We start from the raw sequence: 18013 nt of genomic DNA on the forward strand, positions 1-18013 counted from the left end.
GATTCTTAGACACCATGAGCGAAACAAAACCTACCCTACTCACAGTCCGCGGCCGGGATGCCAACAACCAGCGGATTTCGTCCAAGGACTTCGAGGCCGAGGTCCGGGGCGCGGCGGCCGTTGCCGATGAATTGATCCTCGAATCCTATGGCCAGCACAACATCGGTCTGCGGCTGGGGTCCCTGGAGCGGCCCCTGACCATCCGGGTCAAGGGACCGGCCGGCCAGCGGTTGGGCTGCATGGGCCTGCCGGGCGCGACCATCATCTGCGAGGGCGCGGCCTCGGACGATGTCGGCTACCTCAACATCGGTGCCGACATCATCGTCAAGGGCGATGCCACCAACGGCGCGTGCAACGCCATGGCCGGCGGCCGGGTGATGATCGGCGGCTCGATCGGCGCCCGCGGCCTGACCATGACCAAGTGGAACCCGGATTACCAGCGGCCCGAAATGTGGGTGCTCGGTTCGGTGGGCGACACCTTTGCCGAGTTCAACTGCGGCGGTCTGGGCGTGGTCTGCGGCATCGATCCCAAAAACCCGGACAATGTGCTCGGTTACCGGCCCTGCGTGGGCATGGTTGGCGGCAAGATCTTCTTCCGCGGCAAGACCGACGGCTCCTATTCGGCCACCAACGCCAAGCTGATCCCGCCCAGCGACGAGGACTGGCAGTGGTTGAGCGAGCGGATGCCCGAATTTCTCGCCAAGATCGGGCGGCCCGATTTGTTGGCCGTCCTGTCGGTGCGCGAGGAGTGGCACGTGCTCTCCGCCATCACCCCGCAGGAGCGGGCCCTGATGTTCTCCGGCCCCATGCCCATGGCCGAGTTTCGGCGGCGGATCTGGGACCAGGGCTTCGGCGGTGGCGACCCGCTGCGCGACATTGCCCCGGGCCTGGAGCGCAGCGTCATCGGCGTGATCGAGCCCGGTGAATTCCGCCGCAAGAAACCCTTCTGGGCCAACCGCGACGCGGCTGCGCCCTGTACGTTCTACTGCCCGATCCACATCCCGACCATCGACCGGCTGCGTCTGATCCGCGAGGGCCGCGCCGACGAAGCCTACGAGATGCTGCTGCGCTACACGCCGTTCCCGGCCTCGGTTTGCGGCACCATTTGCCCCAACCTCTGCATCCAGAACTGTTCGCGCGAGAAGATCGACTACTCGATCGACGCCTCGGTGCTCGGCCGCTCGGTGCGGGCGGTGGAGCCGCCCGAGGCCAAGCCGGCCAGCGGTAAACGGGTGGCGATCATCGGCGGCGGCCCGGCAGGCATGGCCGTGGCCTGGCATCTGGCCCTGAACGGCATCGAGGCCCATATCTTCGAGCGCGACACCCAGTTAGGGGGCAAATTGGCCCAGACCATCCCCTGGGAGCGGCTTTCGCGCGCGGTCTGGGACGTGGAGGTCGATCGTTTCCTCAAGGCTGAAAACCTCCATGTCAACCTGGGCGTCAGTTTGAGCAAGGACAAGGTTGAGGCACTGAAGAACGAGTTCGACGCGGTGGTGGTGGCGGTCGGCACCCACCAGCCGCGCACCCTCAGCTTTCCCGGCAGCGAACGGGTCATCCCGGCGCTCGACTACCTCAAGGCAGCCAAGAGCGATGCACCCATGGCCACCGGCAAGCAGGTGGTGATCATCGGCGCGGGCAACGTCGGCTGCGATGTCGCCGCCGAGGCCTACCGTCTGGGCGCCGATCAGGTGGTGCTGGTCGATATCCAGAAACCGCTGGCCTTCGGCAAGGAGCGGGCTGCGGCCGAGGCCCTGGGCGCCACTTTCCATTGGCCGTTCATGACCCGCGAGGTCACCGCCGAAGGGGTGGTCGGTGCCGACGGCACCCTGCTGCCAGCGCAGACGGTGATCATCTCCATTGGCGACATCCCCAGCCTACCCTTCCTGCCCGATTCGGTGGACGTGGTCAAGGTGGCAGGCGCCTCCTGGATCAAGACCGACGAGGCCGGCCGCACCAGCGATCCCAAGATCCTGGCCGTGGGCGATGTCGAACGGCCCGGTCTGGCCACCAATGCCCTGGGGGCCGGCAAGCGGACCGCCGAGTATCTGATCGCCGCCTTCAAGGGCGAAGAGTGGGTGCCGTTCCGGCAGCGGCTGATCAACTACGAGGATCTGACCCTGGCCCACTACGATCCGTGCGCCGACCGGGGGGCCACCGACGACCAGCAGGCGGCCCGCTGCTTGAGCTGCGGTTCCTGCCGCGACTGCCACCTGTGCGAGACCATCTGTCCGACCGGGGCCATCTACCGCCGGGAGATCACCCCCGGCCCGGACGGCGTCGATTACGAGTACGTCTCGGATGACGACAAGTGCATTGCCTGCGGCTTCTGCGCCGATACCTGTCCCTGCGGCATCTGGGTCCTGCGGCCGTTCTGATTCCAATTCGCTGTCAAGTTGTCCTGTAGCCGTCGGTGGGCTCGCGTTTTTCGCGTGCCCACCGATTCCCGGCGGGCAAACGAGGCTGCTTGCCCACCCCCTGCATCTATAAGAAAAGAGGCGTATCCTGAAAGGCAAGGGCGAATAAGCGCTTGTTTTTCTTGTTTGAAACGCAAACAGCCCCGGACCGCACTGCGGTCCGGGGCTGTTTTGTCTGTTCGCCACTGGCTGGGGGCGCCTAGGCCTGGTGCTCCGCCGCCTCGACCGCCCGCTTGAACCGTTCGGTGGAAAAGCGCAGCTGGCAGCCAGGGCAGCAGTTGCCGGGCTTTTTGAACCAACCGACGGTATTGGTGATCTTGATGCCGCATTTCGGGCAGGTCACGGTGATCGTTTTGTCGTCCATCATGCTTCTCCTTGCAAAATTAAAAAGAATGGAGGGGAGGTAACGCTCCGCATCAACGGCGTGTGTGCGTCGCGTCTGTTGCAACTCTTGGGTTATTGGCGCATGTGTTCAAAACCACGTTGCCCCGCGCCCCATATCATGCCGTGTATCGCCTCTGATCGCGCTGATGGCGGAGGTTTGTTTCCGCGTCTGTTCCCGCCGCGCAAGGGGCTTATTCGCGTTCCAATGCCTCGCGCACCTTGGCGGCCAGGTTGTGAATCGAAAACGGTTTCTGGATGAAAACAACCCCCTCGTCGAGCACACCGTGATGGGCAATGATGTCGGCCGTGTAGCCTGAGGCAAACAGGTATTTCAGGCCGGGCCTGAGGGCGCGGAGAGCGTGCGCCAGGTCCCGTCCATTCATTTCCGGCATGACCACGTCGGTAACGACGAGCTGAATCTCGCCGGGATGGGCGGTGGCCTGATCGATCGCCTCGCCGGGGGTATTGGCGGTCAACACGGTGTAGCCCAGTGTTTCGAGCATCTCCCGGCCCACATCCAGAATCATCGCCTCGTCTTCCACCAGCAGCACCGTCTCGCCGTGCCCCTTGGGCGGATGGGCGCCGGGTTCGGTCAGTGGGTCGCTGTTTTCCCCCGCAAACCGGGGCAGGTAGATCTTGAAGGTCGTGCCCTTGGCCGGTTCGCTGTAGACATGGATGAAGCCATTGTTCTGCTTGACGATGCCATAGACCGTGGCCAGTCCCAGACCGGTGCCCTTGCCTGGCTCCTTGGTGGTGAAAAACGGTTCGAAAATGTGGGCAAGGGTGTCCTTGTCCATGCCGTCGCCGTTGTCGCTCACCGCCAGCATCACATATTCTCCGGGAACAAAGTCCGGATGCACGGCGCAGTAGGAAGCATCGAAGGTGGCATTCCCGGTTTCGATGACCACCTTGCCCACCCCGGAGATCGCGTCCCGGGCGTTGACGCACAGGTTGGCTAGCAATTGGTCGATCTGGGAGGGGTCGATCTTGATCGGCCACAGATCGATTTTGGGGATCCAGACAAGATCGATGTCTTCCCCCATCAACCGTTGCAGCATCCGCAGCAGGCTGGCCGCGGTCTCGTTCATGTCCAGCACCTTGGGCGCCACGGTTTGTTTACGGGCAAAGGCCAGCAGCTGGCTGACAAGGTCGGCGGACCGGAGGGCGGACTGCTCGATCACCTCAAGCCGGGCATGGATCGGATCGTTCGGGGCGCACAGCCGCATCGCCAGTTCCGCATGGCCGAGGATGGCGGAGAGCATGTTGTTGAAATCATGCGCCACGCCGCCGGCCAGGCGGCCGACGGACTCCAGTTTCTGCGCCTGGCTGAGCTGCTCCCGCAATTTTTCACGCTCCTCGGCCGCCTGCTGGCGCTCGGTGATGTCTTCCGATATGCCGAGGAGGTAGGCGGGGCTGCCGTTATCGCCCATCACCGGTATTTTCTTGGTGTGCAGGATGCGCCGGCCCGCCCTGGTGTCGATCACCTCCTCGGCGATGTCCACGAGCTGGCCTCCTTTCAGCACCTCCCTGTCCTTGCGGATAAAGAAATCGGCCTGCTCCGTGGGGAAAAAATCGTAATCGTTCTTGCCGATAAGGTCCTCCCGTCGGTATCCCAGCAGTTCCTCGCCGGCCCGATTGAAGCGGACAAATCGCAGGTCCTTGGCATCCTTGATGAAGATCATGTTCGGAAGATTTTCGAGAATCGAGGAGAGGAATTCCTGGCTTTGGCGCAGCGATTCTTCCGCCCGCTTGCGTTCGGTGATGTCTTCCACCACGCCCAGGACATATTGCATTGCGCCGCGTTCATCCCGCACGCAACCCACGGACAGGTTGACGACAATGGTGGTCCCATCCTTGCGGAGGAAGCGCTTTTCCAGGGCGTAGTCATTGATCTCGCCGGCCAGGAGCCGGCCAAACAGGTTCAGGTCGGCGGCTAGGTCGTCCGGATGGGTCAGTTTCGCCCAATCCAGCAGCTCCAGTTCCTCGCGGGAGTAACCCGTCATGCGGCAGAACCGGTCATTGACCTGCAGCCAGCCCTTGTCGGGCGAGGTGATCGCCATTCCCACGATCTGGCGTTCAAAGAAGAGGCGCATCTGCTCCTCGCTGCGCTGCAGGGCCCGTTCGGCCCTGCGCTGGTGGACGACGGCGACACCGAGCAGGACCACAAGCACGCCCAGGACGGTCACGACCAGGACCGTGGCCCAGACGAGCTCCTTGTGCGTGTCGTACAACGAATCCGGGCGGTTGATGACAATCGTGTCCGGCGGGAGTTTGGCCAAGGGGATGCGAAACCGTTCGAGTTGCCGGTAATCAACCATATAGCGGTTGGCTTCAACGCCAGCTATGACCGGAATCCGCTCGATCCGTTCGCCGTTGAGAATGCGCAGCGCCAGGTGTCCGGCCATCTGGCCCTGCCGATAGCCGCTGACCAGCTTGCCGCCCACGATGCCGTGGCCGAGATACACATCCCACAGGGAATAGGCGGGCACGTTGCTGTGCCGCGAGATCCATGCGGTGGTTTCGCCGTACATCATCTGCCGGCCGGTTTCGTCGCTGATCAGGCCGTTGATGAACAGGACCGAACCGCTGTCCAGTTTTTCCAACCGGGCCGCCAGTTCAGGGCCCGGCAGATCGTCCCAGAAACGGACTTGCAGCTGCTGCGGCAGTTTGGGGAGCGCGGCGACGAAACTTTCCCGATTCAGCTTGTCCGCCGCCACGGTACTGCGGCCGATCACGATGATTTTTTTGGTGTCGGGGTGGAGGCGGAGCGCAAGATCCACCGTTTCCACGACGGAAAGCTCTTCGGCCACGCCAGTGATTGCCGGATGGCGGGCGAGGGTGGTGGGCTGCACATCGTTGATCCCGCAAAAGACGATCGGGACCCCGGGGAAGAGGTGTTGACCTTGTTCGAGGATGAGGTCGAGGGCCTGGTTGTCCGCAACCATCACCAGGTTGGGCGTGGCGCGTTGAATTTTGGCGAGCACCAACTCCCGGATCCTGGTGGAGAACCTGGGCTCCGGATATCGCCGGGCATCGAGATATTCGGCGGTCAACTGGATGCTGGGGTCCTGGCCGACAAGGGTGTCGCGGATACCGCTCATGATCGCGTCGGTCCAGGTGAGGCCGGAGTGGTAGGAATGGATGATGAGCACCTGGTTTTTGCCTTGCGGCAGTCCGGCTCGTACCGGCAAGGACGCCAGCAGCAACAACAACCCCATGAAAATCGGCTTGAGCAGGCGTATGCGCATGTTCATCAACTCTCCCACCCTGTGTTGGCGCCGCCTCACCCGGAGGGGCAATGAGCGCTCGTGCTCCGGAACCACGGCGGCTAGGCGGGGGGAGCGTGGATTGCCTCCGATGTGTACAGCCTTGGCGCGCTTCCACTCCCCCATCCGTTCCCGCCCACGGGGGCCTACTGTACCCAATTCTGGCACGCCTGGCCAAGATTTCTTCTCCAGGCCTGCGAACGGGTTTCTTCGGTGAGACGGGAAACTTCCCAGAGCATCGTTTATTCGGCGGCCGGCACAGGCAAGGAAAAGGAGGGCCGGAGAGGCGCACGGTTGGCCATCGGGCGGCAGGGGAGGCGGCTGCGCCCTCTCCCATGACGCATCACTCCTTGAACCCTTCGAGTTCCTGGGCGCGAGACGCCGTGGCCGACAGGAAACAGTCATTGGTGCGAACCGTGGCCATCGTTCCGCCGTCGGGATCGGCATGGAAATGGCAATGTGCATCCCGAAATTTTATCCAAGCCCGCTGGGCATCTTGCAGTTGTTTCTGCCGCGTCTCGGAAAGTTGCGCCATCACTTCCTTGTACGCTTTGTTGAGGCGCTCGTCTTGCCGTTTTGTTTCCGCTCCGATGCATTCGATCATTTCAACCGTCACGCCGCCAGAGGCGTCCATACAGGCAGCAAATTCCTTGGTCAAACCACTGTCGTCAGCCGAGGCGATCCGGGCAAGACAACACAGCACCAATCCGGCCATGAAAATTTTCTGGGCAATCACGATGTCCTCCTCTTTCAGTGTAAAAATAGGGTCAACCGACGCGGCTAACGGTGCATTCACCTTCATCGGCCAGCGGCAAACAACAAAAATCTGCTCGAAGCCAACGGGGGCTCAGGCAATTTTTTTCTATTACGACAAAGTCAAAAGACAAACAAGCGCCACCGTCAACCTTTCCCCGCTGGCGGCAAGCGCTGCACAACGAGGCGCTGCCGCAGCCCTCGGCCTCGGTGATCGCCGCAGAGCGAACGGATGACGGCGGTCCGCCCTCGGAACACCGCATGGTCGCGGTGTAGCGCACGCGACGGTTGCCGTGTGACGCACCGAGGAGGCCTATCGGAGCTGGGCCAACCGGTTTGCCCGTGGGCTGGAGGAAACGAAGGTGGAGGGGGAGGCTGTGACGATATCCGCAGGCATCTGGAGCATCTGGCGGTGCAGGCAAGGTCTCGGCCCGTACCCAGCTTCTGGCCTTGAATGCCTGGGCGTTTTTGGTTCGCGAGCCCCTGGGCGTGTGCAACCCGTTGGACAATCTGTAGCCAACGTTTTGGATGGATAGCGACAAACCAGCTCCCGAGCGCGATGCAACGGAGGCTGGGTGGTTATTTTTTCATGAACCGTAGCAGAACCTTATACTTCTTGATGTCCAGATCCTTGGGCAGGCTGGCGCCGTCGGCGATGAGCAGGGTCAGGACCTTGCCGTTGTGCGGGTCCTGGCGTTGCTGCCGCCGCCGTTCCTGGCCCAGGGGGCCAACGATGCGATGACGCGGCTCGCGCACGTGGAGCAGTTCCGCTTCCACCGGCGCGCCGGTGGGGCCGGGCTTGCCGGTCGGCAGGCCAACCGGTTCGGTCGAACCAATGATAATGTCCACCATGTCTTTCCTCCCTGAAAGGTTTACCCGGCAAGGGTAAATGATTTTCCCACAGATTACGCCTCTTTTTTCTCCTGGTCCCTGTTTTGTCGTTCCAAGTCGAGCAGGGCCTGCTTCATCGCCAGGCCGCCGCCAAAACCGGTCAGCTTGCCGCCGGCTCCAATCAGACGGTGGCAAGGGATGATGATCGCTAGGGGGTTGGCGTGGGCCGCGCCGCCCACTGCCCGCGCCTTTTGTCGGCCGCCGATGCATGCCGCCAGTTCGCCGTAGGTCAGGGTTTCGCCGTAGGGGATGGCGCGCAGCTGTGCCCAGACCTGCTGTTGAAACGGGGTGCCGTGGATGGACAGGGGGAGATCGAAGCGGTGCAGTCTGCCCGCGAGGTAGGCGAGCAGCTGCTGGCCGGCCTCGGCCAGCAGCGGCTGGCTGGCGAGCGCGACCAGCGAACCCGGCGGGAGCGGCGGCTGTTCGGCGGGAAAGAGCAGGCCGCGAAGGCCGATGTCGTCGGCGCTCAGGGTAAAGAGGCCAAACGGTGTGGGCAGGGTGGCGTTACACAGCATGACGGTGGCTCCTGGTGGTCAAAAGGGGGCCGGGCTGCCGTGCGGCAGGCGGCGCAGTCGTTCGATCAGCGATGTTTCTATCCGGGTCTGACAACTGAGCACCGCCCCGGAGCGTTGGTAGAGCAGGGTCAGGTCGGCCGGATCGGCGCTGTTGAGGATGTGGCTGCAATTGTAGTTGAGGCAGAAGATCGGTTTGATCAGGAAGCGGCAGCCCCGGGGCCCAAGGAAGCCGCAACTGTCGCCGGAGTAGGCGTCAAAGGCGAGCGGAACGTCCAACAGCAGGTTGATCAGGAGCTGGAGGGCGTCGCTGTTGCCGGCCATGAAGGCGCTGCAACAGCCGCCGCCGGGCTGGGCGGCGCAGCCACTGCACAGGGGGCCCAGGTGCATGGCCCGCATCTGCTCGTCAAGCAGTTCGGCGTGGCGGCGCAGCTGTTGCAGCTCGGCTTGCAGGCAAGGATCGTGCTCCATGGCCGGCAATCCGGCCAGCAGGGCCCGGGCGCGGGCCAATTTGTCCATGGGCGTGCCGTCGTAGCAGGTTTGGAGAAGGCGGGTGTTGTCCATCGGCTCGATTCCCGGGCTTTAGTTGATGGCTTGCAGCATGAAGTGTTTCCATGCCGGGGCCGCGGCCTGGCCGCCGGTTTCCCCCACGCCCAGCGACATGCTGCGGTCGTGGCCGATCCACACGCCGGTGGTCAGCTCTTGGGCGGAACCGATGAACCAGGCGTCGACGTTGTTGTCCGTGGTGCCGGTCTTGCCGCCGGCCCCGCGGATGCCGGCGGCATTCTTGCCCGTGCCCCGCAGGACCACCTGGGTCATGACCGATTTGAGCCAGGCAGCGGTTTCGGGAGCGATCACCTGTTGCCCCTGCGGCTGCGGCCAGGGGGTGATCCGCCCCTGCCGGTTGCCGACCCGGGTGATGGCCACCGGCGGGTGGTAGAGCCCCTGGTTGACAAAAGCGGTATAGGCGGCGGTCAGTTCCAGCAGCGAGACCGGCGAGGCCCCGAGGGCCAGGGCCAGGTTTGCATCCAGCGGCGCGGAAATGCCCATCCGCCTGGCCGTGCGGACAACCCGCTCCACCCCGATCTGCTGTGCCAGGCGCACCGCGATCACGTTGCTGGAACGGACCAGGGCCTCGGCCAGCGGCATCGGGCCGCGATACTCGTTGTTGAAATTGTGCGGCTGCCACGGCCGGCCATTGCCGCTGGTCAGGGAGAGGGGCGCGTCGTTGAACACCGCCGCCGGGGAAACGCCCTGTTCCAGGGCCGCGGCATACACGATCGGCTTGAAGGCGGAGCCCGGCTGGCGGTTGGCCTGCACTGCCCGGTTGAACTGGGTGGCGGTGAAATCGACCCCGCCGATCATCGCCCGGATGCGGCCGCTGGCGCTGTCCAGGGCCACCAGGGCACCTTGAGGCACGGCCAGATCGCTATGGCGGATGGCCACCCGGGTCACGCCGGCCTGGATCGCCTTGGCAGCCGCTTCCTGCAGCCGGGCATCGACGGTGGTGGCCACCTGCAACCCCTTGCGGTAGAGATCGGCCTCCTGGTATGTGGTGAGCAGTTGTCCGCGGACATAGGCGGAAAAATAACCATGGAGCGCCTGACGCCAGTTGCCGGCCAGTTGCAGCCCCTGATCGTAGGCCTCGCGCGCCGCCTCCGGGGTGATCAACCCATCCTCGGCCATGCGGTTGAGCACGTAGCGCTGCCGGTTTCTCGCCGCCTCCGGCTGCTTGAGCGGCGAATAGTTGCTCGGCGACTGCGGCAGTCCGGCCAACAGGGCGATCTCGCCCAGGTTCAACTGGCCCACCTCCTTGCCGAAATAGGTCAGGGCCGCGGCCTCGACCCCGTAGGCCCCCTCGCCGAGATAGATTTCATTGAGGTAGATGAACAAAATCTCCTCCTTGCTCAGCAGCCGTTCCAGGCGAAAGGAGAGCACCGCCTCGGCCAGCTTGCGGGTGTAGCTCTTTTCCCGGCTGAGCAGCAGGGCGCGGGTCACCTGCTGGGTAATGGTCGAACCGCCCTGGCTGCGCCGGCCGGAGCGGAGGTTGTTGAAGGCCGCGCGGGCGATCGACCAGCCGTCAAGGCCCTCGTGGCGCCAGAAGCGGCTGTCCTCGGCGGCGACAAAGGCCTGGGGCAGGAGGGCGGGGAAGCGTTCATAGGGGATGACGATGCGGAATTCCCGGGCAATGGCGTCGATCGGCCGGTTGGCGCGGTCAAGGATCAGGGTGGCCACCTGCGGCTGGTAATCGTCCACCGTACGGATGTCGGGCAGGGACATGAACCAGGCCAGCACCACACCGAGCAGCACGGTCACCGTCGCGGCAATGGTCAGCAGCAGACGGGACAGATGGCGCTCGTCCAGCACCCAGCCGCGATAGGGCGGCTCGGGCGGTTCCGGAAGCGGCGGCAATTGATGGGAGGCTTTGGTGGACAAGAACACGAAGAAACGGTAGTGTTGACATTCGCACGCTAGGAGGGGCGGTGACGCCATGATGGGCCGGGCTTTTCCCGCGAACCCCCGGGTTGTGCGGTTGTTACCATGATTTGAGCAATTCGGCACCGTTAAAGACACCCCCTTCCCGGACCCATGTCGCGCATACGCATTCTTTCCGAACAGCTTGCCAACCAGATCGCCGCCGGCGAAGTGGTGGAACGTCCCGCCTCGGTGATCAAGGAATTGGTGGAAAACAGCCTGGACGCCTCAGCCGGCCGCATCGACATCCATGTCGAGGGCAGCGGCGGCACCCTGTTGCGGGTGGCCGACGATGGCTGCGGCATGGACGGTGACGACGTGCTGCTGTGCCTCGAACGTCACGCCACCTCCAAGATTCGCGAGGAGGGGCAATTGGCGGCCATCTCTACCCTCGGGTTTCGCGGCGAGGCCATTCCCAGCATTGCCTCGGTGTCGTGGATGACCATTCTTTCCAGGCCGCAGACCCAGGAACTGGGCACCCGGGCCGAGATCCGCTACGGCACCCTGCGCGATGTTCATCAGGCCGGATGCGGCCGGGGCACGGTGATCGAGGTGCGCCATCTGTTTGGCAACATGCCGGCGCGCAAAAAATTCCTCAAGTCGGCGCGCACCGAAATGCACCACATCGAGGAGGTGGTCAGGAACCAGGCCCTAGCCCATCCGCAGGTCGGCTTCACCCTCCATGTCGATGGCCGGGTGGCACTGGAGTATTCGCCGGGTGCCGATCTGCAGCGCCGGGTACGCGAGGTGTTCCGCTACCGGGAAACGCTGCTGCCGCTGGCCGTGGCGGCAGAGGACGAAGGTGACGGGATGATGCTGGAGGGCTATCTGCTGCTGCCGGAGGCGGCGCAGGCAACCAATGCCCGTCTGCGTATCCTGGTCAACGACCGGCCGGTGCAGGACGCGATGATCCGCCATGCGGTGGTCGAGGGCTTGCAGGGATTTCTCATGAAGGGCTTTCAGCCGGCCGGTGCCCTGCTGCTGACCGTTTCTCCGGATCAGGTGGATGTCAACGTCCATCCGGCCAAACGGGAGATTCGTTTCCGCAGGAGCGAGGCGGTGCACCGGTTCATCGTCGATCGGGTGGCCGCGGCCATGTGCGGTTACCAGCAGAGCCAGCGTCATAGCCTGTTCGCCCCGCCGTCCTCCTCGTCCAGGGCGTGGCCGGTGGACAGCGGCGAGGCACTCCGATCGGTTCCTCCTGCCATGACGATGACCACCGCCGAGCCGGTGGAGCAACAGCCTTTGCCCGCAATGGACAGGTATGGTCGGTCGACGCCGGCGATGGCCGCGCCGTTGGCCGCCCCGCCGAGCCCGGCAAGTCCCTTTGCCGTGGTTCCGTCGCCCCCTGCCGGGGGAGCGGCCGGCCTGACCCTGATCGGCCAGCTGTTTTCCTTGTACCTGTTGTGCGAGCGGGAGGGCCAACTGGTGGTCATCGACCAGCACGCGGCCCACGAGCGGCTTCTGTACGGCCAGTTGCGACAGGGGTATCAGGAGGCTCAGATTCCCCGCCAGACCCTGCTGTTTCCGGTGACCGTCGAACTGACCCCGGCGCAGGCCGAGACCCTGGAGCAGAAGAGCGAGGCCGTTGCCGCTCTCGGACTGCAGGCCGAGCCCTTTGGCGAGGCCACCGTGGTCATCAAGGCGATGCCGGCTCTGGTCAGCCATGTGGAGCCCGGCGGGCTGCTGCGGGAGGTGCTCGACGGGCTGCGGGGCCCATTGCCGGTCGCAGCCGACCGGACGGTGCCCCAGGCGGTGGACGATCTGCTTGCCTCCATGGCTTGCAAGGCGGCGATCAAGGCGGGCAACCGCCTGCAGCCGGCGGAAATGCTCAAGCTGCTGCACCAGATGGAAACCAGCGAGGTGTTCACGCACTGTCCCCACGGCCGGCCGGTGGTCAAGACCTTCTCCAGCCAGGAGGTGGAGCGATGGTTCCACCGCCACGGCGGTTGAGATTTATGGCGGGGGGACCGCCACGGTGAATTGACAGGTCTCTTTGTTCATGCTAAAAAAACGGCTTTTTCTCCCGGTTCGGCCCACTCTTTTCAACGCGAGACGATGGATGTACCAATCATGAAGATCACCACACTCAACATCAACACCCCGGAAGGGCGGCAACGCCGCGCCGATCTGCGCAACCGGTTCACCGAGGAAGGCGATGGCGGCTGCCGCGAGGCGGTGGCGGCCATCCTTGCCCGGATACGCCGGGAGGGGGACGCGGCGGTGCTCGATTACTGCCGCCGGTTCGACAGCCCGGTGATGACCCTGGACACCCTGCGGGTCAGCGCGGAGGAGTTCGCCTTGGCCGAACGCGAGGTGGACGACCCGTTCCGCCAGACCCTGCGCCTGGCCGCCGAGCGGGTCCGTGTTTTTCACGAGCGTGAGCTGGAGGACTCCTGGATGCTGACCCGCGACGACGGCACCATCACCGGGCGGATGGTGCGGCCGGTGGACAGTGCCGGCTTGTACGTGCCCGGCGGCAAGGAGGGCTCGACCCCGCTGGTCAGCTCGGTGCTGATGAACGGCATTCCGGCCCAGATCGCCGGGGTTGGCCGACGGGTAATGGTCACCCCCCCCAATCGCGAGGGCAGGGTCAACCCGGCCCTTTTGGTCGCGGCCCGCGAGATCGGCATCGACGAGGTGTACAAGATCGGTTCGGCCTGGGCCATCGCCGCCCTGGCTTTTGGCACCGAAAGCGTGCCGGCGGTGGATGTGATCGTCGGCCCGGGCAACCAGTACGTGGCCGAGGCCAAGCGCCAGGTCATGGGACGGGTGCGCATCGACATGCTCGCCGGCCCAAGCGAGGTACTGATCGTGGCCGACGACACCGCCCAGGCCGCCTTTGTCGCCGCCGACATGCTCGCCCAGGCCGAGCACGATCCGCAGGCCCTGGCCATGGTCATCACCACCAGCGAGTCCCTGGCCGGGGCAATCGTCCGTGAACTCGAACTCCAGCTGCCGCAGCTGCCCCGGGCCGACATCGCCCGCACCGCCCTGAACGAGCGGGGTCTGATCCTGCTGGCCGACAGCCTGGAGCAGGCCATCGAGCTGGCCAACGAGATCGCCATCGAACACCTGGAACTGCAGATCGCCGAGCCCTGGCAGTGGCTGCCCAAAATTCGCCATGCCGGCGCCATCTTTCTTGGCTCGTGGACGCCGGAGGCAGCGGGCGACTATGTCGCCGGCCCCAATCATGTGCTGCCGACCATGGGCACGGCCCGGATCGCCTCGGCCCTGGGCGTGGAGACCTTCCTCAAGAAGAGTTCGATCATTTCCTATTCGCGCCAGGCCCTGGAGGCCGACGGTAACCATATCCGCCGTCTGGCCGCGCTCGAGGGGCTGACCGCGCACGGCAATTCGGTGGCCATCCGCCTTGGCCAGCGATAACCGGCAATTGCTCCGCACCGGTTCCCAGCGGCTGGGCATTCCGCTGGGCGACGAGGCCATCGAGCGGCTGCTCATCTATCTCGCTCAACTGATGAAGTGGAGCCGGCGGGTCAACCTGATCGCCCGCGACACCCCGGAAGAGCAGGCGGTCGAACTTCATTTCCTCGATTCGCTCACCCTGGCGCCGCTGCTGCAGGAGCCGGAGGCGGTGCACCTGCTCGATGTCGGTACCGGTGCCGGTTTTCCCGGCCTGGTGCTGGCCTGCGTGCTGCCCGAGGCCCGGTTCACCCTGGTGGAGCCCCGGCAGAAACGGGTCAGCTTTCTCCGTCACCTGATCCGTACCCTGGGGCTGAGCAACACGGAGGTGGTCGCCGACCGGCTCGAACCCCATGCCCAGGCCTGGCAAGGACGATTTACCCACGTCACCAGCCGGGCCGTGGCCGAGCCGGGCCTCTTCCTGCCGCTGGTCCGGCCCCTGGCCATCCCCGAGGCCCGGGTGATCCTGATGCTCGCCCGCGAGCACACACTGGCCGGCATCGAAACCCTCGCTTCCGGGCCGTGGCGGATTGCCGAGACCCGCGCGTTCGCCTTGCCCTTTTCCGGCGCGCCCCGGCTGCTGGCCGTTGTCTGTCCTGCCTGAGGTGCGCCTTTTTCTGGAATAATCGCGGATGATCTGGTAGTACAAAGCTCTCTCCGCTCCCACACCATCACGGAATCGTTCCGTTTTCCACAGAGGATACTATGGCACACACAATTGCAGTTTTGGCCGGTGATGGCATCGGCCCGGAAGTGATGGCCGAGGCCATCAAGGTACTGGATGCTGTTCAACAGAAATTCGGCTTTGCCCTGGAATATACCCACGCCGATGTCGGCGGGATCGCCATCGACAACCATGGCGAGGCCCTGCCCGCCTCGACGCTGGCGGTCTGCGAGGCGAGCGAGGCGATTCTGTTCGGCTCGGTCGGCGGCCCGAAATGGGAGAGTCTGCCGCCGGCGCAGCAGCCGGAACGAGCCGCGCTCCTTCCCCTGCGCAAACATTTTGACCTGTTCTGCAACCTGCGGCCGGCCAAGGTGTTCAAGGCCCTGGCCGCCGCCTGTCCGCTGCGTGCCGACATTGTCGGCGACGGCTTTGATGTGCTGGTGGTGCGCGAGCTGACCTCGGGCATCTACTTCGGCCAACCCAAGGGGCGCGAGGGCAGTGGTCCGGATGAGCGCGCCTGGGACACCAAGATCTACAAACGCTCCGAGATCGAGCGCATCGCCCGCATGGCCTTCGAGGCCTCCCGCCTGCGCCGGAAAAAGGTCACCTCGGTGGACAAGGCCAACGTGCTCACCTGCATGGTCTTCTGGCGCGAGGTGGTCAAGGAGGTGGCCAAGGAGTTCCCGGATGTGGAGCTCAGCCACATCTACATCGACAACGCCACCATGCAGTTGGTCCGCGATCCGCACCAGTTCGACGTCATGCTCTGCGGCAACATGTTCGGCGACATCATCTCCGATGAGGCCGCCATGCTCACCGGCTCCATGGGCATGCTCGCCTCGGCCAGCCTCAACAGCTCCAAATTCGGCCTGTTCGAGCCGGCCGGCGGCTCGGCCCCGGACATTGCCGGCCAGGGCATCGCCAACCCGATCGCCCAAATTTTGTCGGCGGCGATGCTGCTCAAGTACAGTCTGGGCCAGGACCAGGCGGCCGCGGCCATCGAGGCGGCGGTTTCGGCCATTCTCGACAAGAAGATCATGACCCGCGACATCGCCACTCCGGGTGTGACGCCGGTGTCCACCAGCGCCATGGGAGACGCGATCGTCGCCGAAATCCTGGCCAACTAAACCATCAGCAGGGAGGGAAAGGCATGCCGAGAAGGAAAAACATCATTCTAATCGCCAACAGTTCCGCCACGCAAATGGCCGCCAAGGTGGCCAGGGAGCTGGATATTCCGGTGACCGAGATGATCACCCGCACCTTTGCCGACGGCGAGCTGTACCATGCCTTTCCCCGTGACATCGCCGGCCACGACCTGGTGATCATCGCCAACACCCCGGACGATTGCGCCCATCAGGAACTGATCGACCTGGTCACCGGGGCGCGTTACTGGAATGCCCTGTCGGTCAACGTGGTCATTCCCTACCTGGGCTACTCGACCATGGAGCGGGCCAAGCCCGAGTCGGGCGAGATTCCCAAGGGGATCACCCGCACCCGGCAGATCTTCCGCGCCCGGCCCGACTATGTCGCCTTTCTCGATCTCCACTCCGAGTCGGTGATGCATGCCCACAGCGGCGAGGTGCGCACCCGCCATCTGTGGACCGAGCAGGTGGCCGCCGAGAAGATCCGCCAGCTGCACATCGACAATCCGGTGCTGGTATCGCCGGATTATGGCTTTTCCAAACGGGTGGCGCGGCTGGCCGGGCTGCTCGGCTGCCCGCACACCGCCGCCAACAAGGACCGCTACGATGTCGACCAGACCATTGTCGGCCAGTTGTCCGGCGCGGTGCGGGGCCGGACCGCGATCATCTGCGACGACATGATCCGCACGGGCGGCTCCATGCTCCAGACCGTGGATCGCTGCTATCAGGCGGGCGCGGTCGGAGTGATGGTCATGGCCACCCATTTGGTCCTGGCCGGCAATGCCCGGGAGCGCTTTCTGGAAAAGGGGATCGGCTGCATCATCGGCGCCGACACCTATCCGGGCCGGGAGAGCGACGACCTGCTCCAAGTCTATTCGGTGGCCCCGGTGATCGCCGATGAATTGAAGGGATATTTTCGCCTGCACTGAGCCAGGCGCAACATTGTGAACCACAGCGGAAGGAAACTATGAAAAAAGTAGGTATTGTCGGCTGGCGCGGCATGGTCGGCTCCGTGCTCATGGAGCGGATGCGGCAGGAAGGGGATTTTCAGGGCTATGAGCCGCTATTTTTTTCCACCTCGCAGGCCGGGCAGGCCGGCCCGGAGGTCAACGGCACGGTCCATGAGCTGATGGACGGCCGCAACGTGGCGCTGCTGGCGGAGATGGACATCATCGTCTCCTGTCAGGGGGGCAGCTACACCGCCGAGGTGTATCCGCAGTTGATGGCCAAGGGGTGGCAGGGCTACTGGATCGACGCCGCCTCCAAGCTGCGGCTGGACGCCGATTCGATCATCGTCCTTGACCCGGTCAACCGCAAGGTGATCGATCAGGGCTTGGCCAAGGGCATCAAGAAGTACATCGGCGGCAACTGCACCGTCTCGTTGATGCTCATGGCGCTCGGCGGCCTGTTCGAGCGCGGCTGGGTGGAGTGGATCAGCAGCCAGACCTATCAGGCCGCTTCCGGCGCCGGGGCCAAGAACATGCGCGAACTGGTGGAGCAGATGCGCCTGGTGGGCGAGAACGCCGGGTACCTGCTCGACAATCCGGCCTCGGCCATCCTCGAGCTGGATCGCAACGTGGTCGAGACCCTGCGCAACCCGGCCTTTCCGATCAATAATTTCGGCGCGCCCCTGGCCGGCAGCCTCATTCCCTGGATCGACACCGCCATGGACAACGGCCAGACCCGCGAGGAATGGAAGGGGGTCACCGAAACCAACAAGATCCTGGGCCTTGCTCCCGGCCAGATTCCGGTGGACGGCTGCTGCGTGCGCATCTCCGCCATGCGCTGTCACAGCCAGGCCTTTACCATCAAGCTGAACAAGGATGTTCCCTTGACGGAGATCGAGCAGGCCATCGCCGGTCATAATCCATGGGTCCACTTGGTGGCAAATACCAAGGAACAGACCCTCAAGGAGCTGACCCCGGCCCGGGTCACCGGCACGCTCGATATCCCGGTGGGCCGGTTGCGCAAGATGAATCTCGGGCCCGAGTATGTCAGCGCCTTTTCCGTGGGCGATCAATTGCTCTGGGGCGCGGCCGAACCGGTGCGCCGGATGCTCAAGATTGCCCTGGAGCATATCGGGTAACCT

Annotated in this window: 14 protein-coding genes; 7 read left to right on the top strand and 7 right to left on the bottom strand. The window is 64.4% G+C overall.

Features of this window, described 5'->3' with window-relative positions:
* The first annotated feature begins 14 nt into the window (after positions 1–14).
* Positions 15–2375 carry an FAD-dependent oxidoreductase gene (locus tag DESPR_RS04445; protein WP_015723615.1) on the top strand — a complete coding sequence of 787 codons (2361 nt, stop codon included), beginning with the start codon at positions 15–17 and terminating at the stop codon, positions 2373–2375.
* 238 nt (positions 2376–2613) lie between these two features.
* Here DESPR_RS04445 and DESPR_RS18320 read toward each other — a convergent pair whose 3' ends face one another.
* The 7 genes from DESPR_RS18320 to DESPR_RS04475 all read right to left on the bottom strand — a co-directional run bounded on the left by DESPR_RS18320 (position 2614) and on the right by DESPR_RS04475 (position 10656).
* Complete coding sequence (locus tag DESPR_RS18320) at positions 2614–2781, bottom strand: hypothetical protein (protein WP_169701524.1); 168 nt, start codon at positions 2779–2781, stop codon at positions 2614–2616.
* Positions 2782–2989: 208 nt separating this feature from the next.
* Positions 2990–6052 carry a PAS domain S-box protein gene (locus DESPR_RS04450; protein ID WP_015723617.1) on the bottom strand — a complete coding sequence of 1021 codons (3063 nt, stop codon included), beginning with the start codon at positions 6050–6052 and terminating at the stop codon, positions 2990–2992.
* A gap of 355 nt (positions 6053–6407) precedes the next feature.
* A complete protein-coding gene (locus tag DESPR_RS04455) occupies positions 6408–6866 on the bottom strand; it encodes a lysozyme inhibitor LprI family protein (RefSeq protein ID WP_218918273.1) in 459 nt (152 codons plus the stop codon).
* A gap of 530 nt (positions 6867–7396) precedes the next feature.
* On the bottom strand, positions 7397–7669 hold the full coding sequence (locus tag DESPR_RS04460; RefSeq protein WP_015723620.1) for a hypothetical protein: 273 nt from the start codon (positions 7667–7669) through the stop codon (positions 7397–7399).
* 53 nt (positions 7670–7722) lie between these two features.
* Positions 7723–8223 (bottom strand): methylated-DNA--[protein]-cysteine S-methyltransferase, encoded by a 501-nt coding sequence (locus tag DESPR_RS04465; protein WP_015723621.1) that lies wholly within the window; start codon positions 8221–8223, stop codon positions 7723–7725.
* Between the two features lie 18 nt (positions 8224–8241).
* On the bottom strand, positions 8242–8784 hold the full coding sequence (locus tag DESPR_RS04470) for a hypothetical protein (protein WP_015723622.1): 543 nt from the start codon (positions 8782–8784) through the stop codon (positions 8242–8244).
* Positions 8785–8802: 18 nt separating this feature from the next.
* Entirely contained in the window at positions 8803–10656 is a 1854-nt protein-coding gene (locus DESPR_RS04475) for a penicillin-binding protein 1A (protein ID WP_052302057.1), read from the bottom strand.
* Between the two features lie 153 nt (positions 10657–10809).
* Here DESPR_RS04475 and mutL point away from each other — a divergent pair, with 153 nt between their 5' ends.
* The 6 genes from mutL (at position 10810) to asd (ending at position 18010) form a co-directional block, all read left to right on the top strand.
* Positions 10810–12648: a DNA mismatch repair endonuclease MutL gene (mutL, locus tag DESPR_RS04480; protein ID WP_015723624.1), complete on the top strand. Its 1839-nt coding sequence runs from the start codon at positions 10810–10812 to the stop codon at positions 12646–12648.
* 120 nt (positions 12649–12768) lie between these two features.
* Entirely contained in the window at positions 12769–14082 is a 1314-nt protein-coding gene (hisD, locus tag DESPR_RS04485) for a histidinol dehydrogenase (protein ID WP_015723625.1), read from the top strand.
* Positions 14069–14722 carry a 16S rRNA (guanine(527)-N(7))-methyltransferase RsmG gene (rsmG, locus tag DESPR_RS04490; RefSeq protein WP_015723626.1) on the top strand — a complete coding sequence of 218 codons (654 nt, stop codon included), beginning with the start codon at positions 14069–14071 and terminating at the stop codon, positions 14720–14722. Before hisD ends, rsmG begins: the two co-directional genes overlap by 14 nt.
* A gap of 101 nt (positions 14723–14823) precedes the next feature.
* On the top strand, positions 14824–15909 hold the full coding sequence (leuB, locus tag DESPR_RS04495; RefSeq protein WP_015723627.1) for a 3-isopropylmalate dehydrogenase: 1086 nt from the start codon (positions 14824–14826) through the stop codon (positions 15907–15909).
* 23 nt (positions 15910–15932) lie between these two features.
* Positions 15933–16853 carry a ribose-phosphate diphosphokinase gene (prs, locus tag DESPR_RS04500; RefSeq protein WP_015723628.1) on the top strand — a complete coding sequence of 307 codons (921 nt, stop codon included), beginning with the start codon at positions 15933–15935 and terminating at the stop codon, positions 16851–16853.
* Between the two features lie 38 nt (positions 16854–16891).
* A complete protein-coding gene (gene asd, locus DESPR_RS04505) occupies positions 16892–18010 on the top strand; it encodes an aspartate-semialdehyde dehydrogenase (protein ID WP_015723629.1) in 1119 nt (372 codons plus the stop codon).
* Positions 18011–18013: the final 3 nt, after the last annotated feature.

It is taken from the genome of Desulfobulbus propionicus DSM 2032 (assembly GCF_000186885.1).
GTDB classification, from domain to species: domain Bacteria; phylum Desulfobacterota; class Desulfobulbia; order Desulfobulbales; family Desulfobulbaceae; genus Desulfobulbus; species Desulfobulbus propionicus.

Bases quoted from the DNA above. Each gene is read 5' to 3' on its own strand.
- DESPR_RS04445 (WP_015723615.1), top strand. From the start codon at position 15: ATGAGCGAAACAAAACCTACCCTACTCACAGTCCGCGGCCGGGATGCC.
- DESPR_RS18320 (WP_169701524.1), bottom strand. From the start codon at position 2,781: ATGATGGACGACAAAACGATCACCGTGACCTGCCCGAAATGCGGCATC.
- DESPR_RS04450 (WP_015723617.1), bottom strand. From the start codon at position 6,052: ATGAACATGCGCATACGCCTGCTCAAGCCGATTTTCATGGGGTTGTTG.
- DESPR_RS04455 (WP_218918273.1), bottom strand. From the start codon at position 6,866: ATGAAGGTGAATGCACCGTTAGCCGCGTCGGTTGACCCTATTTTTACA.
- DESPR_RS04460 (WP_015723620.1), bottom strand. From the start codon at position 7,669: ATGGTGGACATTATCATTGGTTCGACCGAACCGGTTGGCCTGCCGACC.
- DESPR_RS04465 (WP_015723621.1), bottom strand. From the start codon at position 8,223: ATGCTGTGTAACGCCACCCTGCCCACACCGTTTGGCCTCTTTACCCTG.
- DESPR_RS04470 (WP_015723622.1), bottom strand. From the start codon at position 8,784: ATGGACAACACCCGCCTTCTCCAAACCTGCTACGACGGCACGCCCATG.
- mutL (WP_015723624.1), top strand. From the start codon at position 10,810: ATGTCGCGCATACGCATTCTTTCCGAACAGCTTGCCAACCAGATCGCC.
- hisD (WP_015723625.1), top strand. From the start codon at position 12,769: ATGAAGATCACCACACTCAACATCAACACCCCGGAAGGGCGGCAACGC.
- leuB (WP_015723627.1), top strand. From the start codon at position 14,824: ATGGCACACACAATTGCAGTTTTGGCCGGTGATGGCATCGGCCCGGAA.
- prs (WP_015723628.1), top strand. From the start codon at position 15,933: ATGCCGAGAAGGAAAAACATCATTCTAATCGCCAACAGTTCCGCCACG.
- asd (WP_015723629.1), top strand. From the start codon at position 16,892: ATGAAAAAAGTAGGTATTGTCGGCTGGCGCGGCATGGTCGGCTCCGTG.